Below are 3,321 nucleotides of genomic sequence, written 5' to 3' on the forward strand. Positions count from 1 at the left end.
GACTACATAGCAAAAATCTATGGTCATGATGACGATGGATTATGGGAAGAGAAAGCCATCATTGCCCATGGTAACGATATTAATTCAGCCTCCTTCAGCGCCGATGGACACCATGTGGTGACTGCCAGCGACGATCACACAGTGAAGATCTATAGTCTGGAGTCCGATGGATTATGGATAGAAAAAGCCAGAATTACTCATGATGACAATGTTATCTCAGCTACTTTAAGCGACGATAGTCGCCATGTGCTGACCGCCAGTTACGATGGCACTGCGAAAATCTACGGCCAGGAGGAAGACGGAACATGGGAAGAACAAGCCACCATTTACCATGAAGAAGGTGTCGATATAGCCGCCATGAGCCCCGATGGACACCATCTGGTTACCGTCAATGGCAATTACACTGTGAAAATCCACGGCTATGAGGACGATGGTACATGGAAAGAAAAACTCACTATTATCAATAGTCGTGTGGTCAAAACAGCCTCTTTCAGCCCCGATGGCTGCCATCTTGTGATCACCCGTGGAGATGGCGTGGCGAAAATCTGTGGCCATAAGGCGGGTGCGGGTGGATTATGGGAAGAAAAAGCCACTTTGCACAACGGTGGCGATGCCCACGCCAATTTCACCTTCAGCGCTGATAGCCGTCATATGGTTACGGCCACTCACGATTGCAGAGTTATAATTTATGACCATCATGATGATGGATTGTGGGAAAAAAAATTCGAAATTCGTCATAATAGTTCGGTCAGCTCAGCCACCTTCAGTGCCGATAGCCGCCATGTGTTGACTGCCAGTTTAGATAACACGGCGAAAATTATTGGCCAGGAAACTGATGGATCATGGGTAGAAAAAGCCACTGTTTATCATTGGGGTTCGGTCATATCAGCCAACTTCAGCAACGACGTCAGCCATCTGGTTACCACCGGTTCTGATCGCAGGGTGAACATCATTAAACTGTTGATGAATGATTGATTGTTTGCTTTCACTCTTGTTCATCAACAAACCTTTCGTGAGACTTTTTGGTCAGTAAAGCTTTAAGGCAATAAAATGGCGGGTCAATTTGTCAAAGAAGCACAATATCAGTATCTGGCTGGGAAGGATCTCAGAACCGCTGGAAGTATAAAGGAGAAGCAGAGCTTCCCTTCTATCTATTCCTTTAAAATGTTCTCAATACAGACCTCACAATAACCAAGGTGCCTGCAGCTTATGAATATAGTTTTATCTTCCAGTGGTCCTGAACAAATCAAACATTCCTGGCTCTCTCTGGTGGCACCTCCAACTGCTCCTGATTTCTGTGCTATTTCCTCGTCGGAATCTTCACTGTCTAAACTCCAGTCAGAAGCGGTATCCCGGGGAGAACTGGAATTCTGTGGAGAAGGGTCCGATAGATTGCGGTAGACTCCTGACTGTGAACATGCTTCTTCATCTAATTCAGCCGGGGGTGTGGGATCAATACCCAGAATATTGTATGTAAAATCTCGCATACCTTCGTAGCTAAACATGACCTCAGGCCTGGAACGTGATTCTCTCTGGCAAAGGCTATTCATATTTTCGTAGCTACTGCACAGAAGCTCATAGGGCAAAAATCTTTGTAACAGTTCTTCCAGTGTCTCTGGCCACGCCATTCCTGTAGCCATGTGGTGGTGAGAAGCGCTTGCCATTGCATGTAAACCGATGAGAAGAGCTGTTTCAGTGTCCAGGTTTGCTTCTTTGAGCCGATTGGCAAATCTTTTCGGAGATTGATAATCGCTGGTATTGCCAGACAGCAGTGAATTGGATAATGCTTCATGGTAGCTTTTTCGGGTAAAGCGATTGAGCAGCACAGAAAAGTGATCATAAAAGGCATTGGTGGAAAGAACATGAGGACCAAGAAAAGCAAAAAACATCAGGACTAAACCGTTATGAACAGTGGCATAATCAGGCAGATTTTTCTCTGAATGTGAATTGAAAATAGTGTAATAAGGGTTAATTTCAGCATCGATGGCTGGAGAAAAAAACAACTTATCAAAGAGGCTTCTGGCCATTGCGTTTATTTTCTGTTTACCTGCCGGGCTATTTTCCATGGTCACATTCATAGTGAATATACGAAATATCAGTCTCAGTATTTTCTGAATGCGCGCATGCCGATATTGAGGGCTCCCTATGTTCACGTAGTAAAAGTAAAAGTTTGAAAGATATTCAAAATTTTGCTCATCAAGCAAGAAGTTATTGTAGATTTCCAGTCGGTCATCTCCGGATACATCATCAGCCGCTAAATTCAGCCCGAAAAAGCCAATACGAATAATTTTAAACGGGTTCATGATGGAATCACCCGAGCCCTTTTGCCTTCTTTTTGGGGAAGGGTCCCAGATTTTTTTATAATACTGGCGAAATTCTTCAAGATCATAGGTGTCGTTTGCCATCCCCTGCTGACAAAACAAAAAAAAGACTGAAAATAAAAGCACCTTAAAGTCACATTGTAAGGCCATAGCTTTACCTGTATTTGTTAAAAACAACTTCACCAGAATAGTTATAATCAAGCCTTACGTGCGGCCGTTTGGTCAGTAAAGCTTTAAAGCCAAAAATGACGGGTTAATCTGTAAAAGAAGCAGAACTACAGCACCCGAAGAGATGTTCTTACCAGAGATATCAGTTTTAACTTTTCTGAAGGTGAAAAGTGGCAAATGAAAGCGCTAAGGCTATCATTTGCCACGCTGGTTGGTTGTTATTTTTGGTTTAAGCGTTCGACCAATAACAGAATATTATTCATCAGTCCTCTGTCTCTGCCTCAAAGAGCGGGTAGATACAGCCCGCGTTAATCAAGCGGAGTAGCAACTCACGAGCTTCATTGTCCACGACAAAGTGCCATTGATCGGATGCCAGTTGCGAGTGCTGACACATCTGTTGAGCCAGATTCGCTGCGTCTGCAGACTGGCATTCGTAGGCCTCACCATCAGCAAACAGTGTCAGGTAATTTTTCTCTTGCCTGAAAGCGAGCCTTGAGCCCTCATTGAGCACCAGATCAATCCCTTCAGCCTCTTCCTTAAGCGCTTCCCAACTTTGCCAGTGTTCTTCCAATGGCTGCTCATGTTTGGGTTGGGTCATCATCTCTCCAAACCATTCTGCCAGCTTTGAGCGATCTTCAATATGCATTTTCAGAATTTTCTGCAGACGATCCAGGGCTTTTTCATCAATCTCGCCTTTTTGCTCGGGCAAAGTCTGGTCGGGGTCTGAATAGCGAAGGCTCTCTGGTAACCGGTCGGCGATAAAGTCAGTAAATTGCATCAGAATCTCGCGATGGCTGGGAGCCCGAAAGCCTACTGAAATAGTCATGCATTC

At 44.5% G+C, this 3,321-nt stretch carries 3 protein-coding genes; 1 reads left to right on the top strand and 2 read right to left on the bottom strand.

Annotated features, from left to right (window positions below; translation table 11 throughout):
• On the top strand, positions 1 to 975 hold a 975-nt coding region (locus KDK19_RS06855; RefSeq protein ID WP_257253379.1), incomplete at its 5' end, for a WD40 repeat domain-containing protein.
• 176 nt (positions 976 to 1,151) lie between these two features.
• On the opposite strand, the gene KDK19_RS06860 is transcribed toward KDK19_RS06855, so the two are convergent.
• Both KDK19_RS06860 and KDK19_RS06865 read right to left on the bottom strand, forming a co-directional pair.
• Entirely contained in the window at positions 1,152 to 2,405 is a 1,254-nt protein-coding gene (locus tag KDK19_RS06860; protein ID WP_257291611.1) for an RING finger protein, read from the bottom strand.
• A 346-nt stretch (positions 2,406 to 2,751) separates the two neighbouring features.
• On the bottom strand, positions 2,752 to 3,321 hold a 570-nt coding region (locus KDK19_RS06865), incomplete at its 5' end, for a winged helix domain-containing protein (RefSeq protein WP_368736444.1).

This window comes from Endozoicomonas sp. ONNA1 (genome assembly GCF_024606325.1).
GTDB lineage: Bacteria > Pseudomonadota > Gammaproteobacteria > Pseudomonadales > Endozoicomonadaceae > Endozoicomonas_A.

Excerpts from the sequence above, each read along its gene's own strand:
- KDK19_RS06860 (WP_257291611.1), bottom strand. The coding sequence starts at position 2,405 with ATGGCAAACGACACCTATGATCTTGAAGAATTTCGCCAGTATTATAAA.